General features: G+C 52.7%; 5 protein-coding genes. 3 read left to right on the top strand and 2 right to left on the bottom strand.

The window, feature by feature from the left end:
- A partial coding sequence (locus MVC73_RS06430; RefSeq protein WP_297508549.1) for a PfkB family carbohydrate kinase occupies positions 1-291 on the bottom strand: 291 nt, incomplete at its 3' end.
- A gap of 160 nt (positions 292-451) precedes the next feature.
- Between MVC73_RS06430 and MVC73_RS06425 the strand changes: the two genes are divergently transcribed.
- The 3 genes from MVC73_RS06425 (at position 452) to MVC73_RS06415 (ending at position 2,622) form a co-directional block, all read left to right on the top strand.
- Entirely contained in the window at positions 452-1,951 is a 1,500-nt protein-coding gene (locus MVC73_RS06425; protein ID WP_297508546.1) for a carboxypeptidase M32, read from the top strand.
- 90 nt (positions 1,952-2,041) lie between these two features.
- Complete coding sequence (locus MVC73_RS06420) at positions 2,042-2,278, top strand: antitoxin VapB family protein (protein WP_297508543.1); 237 nt, start codon at positions 2,042-2,044, stop codon at positions 2,276-2,278.
- Positions 2,251-2,622 (top strand): type II toxin-antitoxin system VapC family toxin, encoded by a 372-nt coding sequence (locus MVC73_RS06415; RefSeq protein ID WP_297508540.1) that lies wholly within the window; start codon positions 2,251-2,253, stop codon positions 2,620-2,622. Before MVC73_RS06420 ends, MVC73_RS06415 begins: the two co-directional genes overlap by 28 nt.
- Here MVC73_RS06415 and MVC73_RS06410 read toward each other — a convergent pair.
- Positions 2,615-2,965, bottom strand: coding sequence for an ASCH domain-containing protein (locus tag MVC73_RS06410; protein ID WP_297508538.1), 351 nt, complete (start codon positions 2,963-2,965; stop codon positions 2,615-2,617). The genes MVC73_RS06415 and MVC73_RS06410 overlap by 8 nt on opposite strands.
- Positions 2,966-3,030 lie beyond the last annotated feature (65 nt).

Raw genomic sequence — 3,030 nt, 5'->3', positions numbered from 1 at the left:
CTCGACGGGTGCATCAACACTCCCGTCCTCGTGGTAGATCATGTAAATCTGAATGGTCTTCCCGGGGAGGATGTGAACGCCCCTGGTATCGAGGATCGAGGAGAGCTTTTCAAGCCACTCCTTTGGAAAATCTTCTCCAACCTTCGTAACCAGTCCGACCTTCGCCCCGGCTAAAGCGGCCGAAGTGGCAACGGCCGCCGCTGCACCACCCGGGAGTATCTTCTCCCTCTCGCCGGGGATTATGATGTGGTCGATTGAAACGTGGCCGAGGACGGTTAAATCGAGGGTCATGACCATCACCATGTCCGTTTTCATGGAGTATTCTCAATCCTTTAAGCCGTTTCCGGTCGTGGTAATTCCTTTCTACCCTCTCGTTCAGATGTCCATCGAAAAGGTTAAAAGTTTCCCCGTGAAGGAATTTCAGGTTTATCAAAAAAGGAGCGTGATGGAAATGGAGCAGGTTTTCCAGAACGAGACAGTTAAGGCGATTCTCGATAAGTACAGGCGCATCTGGGCTATAAACCACGCCCAGAGCGTCCTTGGCTGGGATATGGAAGTCAACATGCCCAAAGAGGGCATCCTCGAGCGCTCTGTGACACAGGGCGAGTTAAGCGTTCTCAGCCAGGAGTTCCTCCTCAAGCCAGACTTTATCGAGCTTGTGGAGAAGGCCAAGGGTATAGAAGACCTCAACGAGTACGAGAGGGGCGTGGTTAGAGTCCTTAACAGGGAGATAAAGATAAGCAAGTCCTTTCCGCCGGAGTTTCTGAGGGAGGTCAGCGAGGTAACGAGCCAGGCCACTAAAGCCTGGGAGGGGGCAAAGAAGAGCAACGACTACTCAAAGTTCGAGCCGTGGCTCGACAGGATTATAGACTTAGCGAAGCGCGCCGCCGACTACCTCGGCTACGAAGACGAGCCTTATGATGCCCTTCTCGACATGTTCGAAGAGGGCACCACGACAAAGGACGTAACGAGGATGTTCGACAAGCTCGAGAAGGAACTCAAGCCCCTCGTTGAGAAGATAATGGAGGAGGGCAAGGTTCCGAAGGAGCACCCTCTCGAGAAGGAGAAGTACGAGAGGGAGCAGATGGAGCGCGTTAACCTCTGGATCCTCCAGAAGTTAGGCTTCCCGCTCGGCGTTCGCTCCCGCCTGGACGTCTCGGCCCACCCGTTCACCACCGAGTTCGGCATTCGCGATGTCAGGATAACGACCCGCTATGAAGGCTACGACTTCAGGAGGACCATTCTCAGCACGGTCCACGAGTTCGGGCATGCCCTCTACGAACTCCAGCAGGATGAAAGGTTCATGTTCAGCCCTATCGCAGGTGGCGTAAGCCTCGGAATCCACGAGAGCCAGAGCAGATTTTGGGAGAACATCATTGGCAGATCAAGGGAGTTCGCCGGGCTTATCCACCCCGTCCTGAAGGAGAACCTACCGTTCATGGGCAACTACACACCTGAAGACGTCTACCTCTACTTCAACATGGTCCGCCCGGACTTCATAAGAACCGAGGCGGATGTAGTGACCTATAACTTCCACATACTCCTCCGCTTCAAGCTCGAGAGGATGATGCTCAACGAGGGCGTTAAGGCCAAGGACTTACCCGAGCTTTGGAACGACGAGATGGAGAACCTCCTTGGCATAAGGCCGAAGACCTACGCGGAGGGAATCCTCCAAGACATCCACTGGGCGCACGGAACGATAGGCTACTTCCCGACCTACAGCATTGGAACGCTCCTCGCGGCCCAGTACTACTACCACATCAGGCGCGACATCCCTGACTTTGAGGAGAAGATAGCCAAAGCGGAGTTCGAGCCGATAAAGGCCTGGCTGAGGGAGAAGATCCACCGCTGGGGAAGCATCTACCCGCCGAAGGAACTCCTGAAGAAGGCCATCGGCGAGGAGCTGAACCCGGACTACTTCATCCGCTGGGTGAAGGAGAGGTATCTGTGATCCCCTTTTCAACTTTTCAGGAGGGTCTTCTTTGAGTTGAATGGATAATGCTTAAATATGATGCATGCATTCAGTGTATTGGTGATGTGGATGGTCAAAACCATCACGATATCTGACGACGTTTACAAAGAGTTACTCCGCATTAAGGGGGATAAATCCTTCAGCGAGCTTTTTAGGGAGCTGTTAAGGGAGAAAAAGGGCAACGCCGATGTTCTACTACACATTGCTGGAATCCTGAGCGAGGATGAGTATGAGGAGGCCAAAAAGAGAATTAAAGAGCTGGAGGAGGCGTTTGACGAATGGGGACAGTCCTTGATACGAACGTGATAATCGAAATTGCAAGGGGCAATAAAGATGTGCTCAACGCCGTGTTAGAATTTGACAAAACCTTCTACGTGACTTCCATAACGCGCTTTGAACTTCTGGTTGGTCTTCCCAAAAGAGATGAGCTGATATGGCTTGACTCTCTCATTGAGCTTCCCTTTGAGAAAAAATCTGCTGAGATGGCCGCGTACCTCCACAAAAAGCTGAGGGAAAAAGGAACCCCAATGGGGTTGAGAGACCTCTTCATCGGTGCCGTTTGTCTTGCCAACGACCTGCCTTTGATAACACTCGATAGTGATTTTGAAGCCTTGAGAGATTTTGGTCTCACCGTGAGGCTGATCAGATGAGCGATTCCCCAACCCACCCAACAGGCTCGACCTCTATCGCCGCAACGCCGTACTTCCTCTCCTTCTCCTCGCTGTAGAATCTCCGGTAGACCTTAACTCCCTCCTCGATGTCCTCAACTCCCGGCAGGACGTTCTCCAGGCCCTCTTTCTCGAGCATCTCCCTGAAGGAGGAATAAACCCTGACGTCCTTCACAACGACCATCAGCTTGTTCTCGAAGATTATGGTGTCTCCGGGTCTTATCTCCTGCCTCTTCTCGTCGTATAAGCGGCCTTCAATCTTCTTTCTGCCCTCGGCTATCGCCCTGAGGTACTCCTCCTGCAGACCCATCCTCCACGTCGCCATGCCATCACCCCTGAATTCAGACGAGGTAGCGCACTATGCTCGGGCTTATCCTTATGAGCTTTGCG

It is taken from the genome of Thermococcus sp., assembly GCF_027052235.1.
Classification (GTDB): Archaea; Methanobacteriota_B; Thermococci; order Thermococcales; family Thermococcaceae; genus Thermococcus.
The sequence above is the reverse complement of the archived record's forward strand: the minus strand, read 5'-3'. Positions and strand labels throughout refer to the sequence as shown.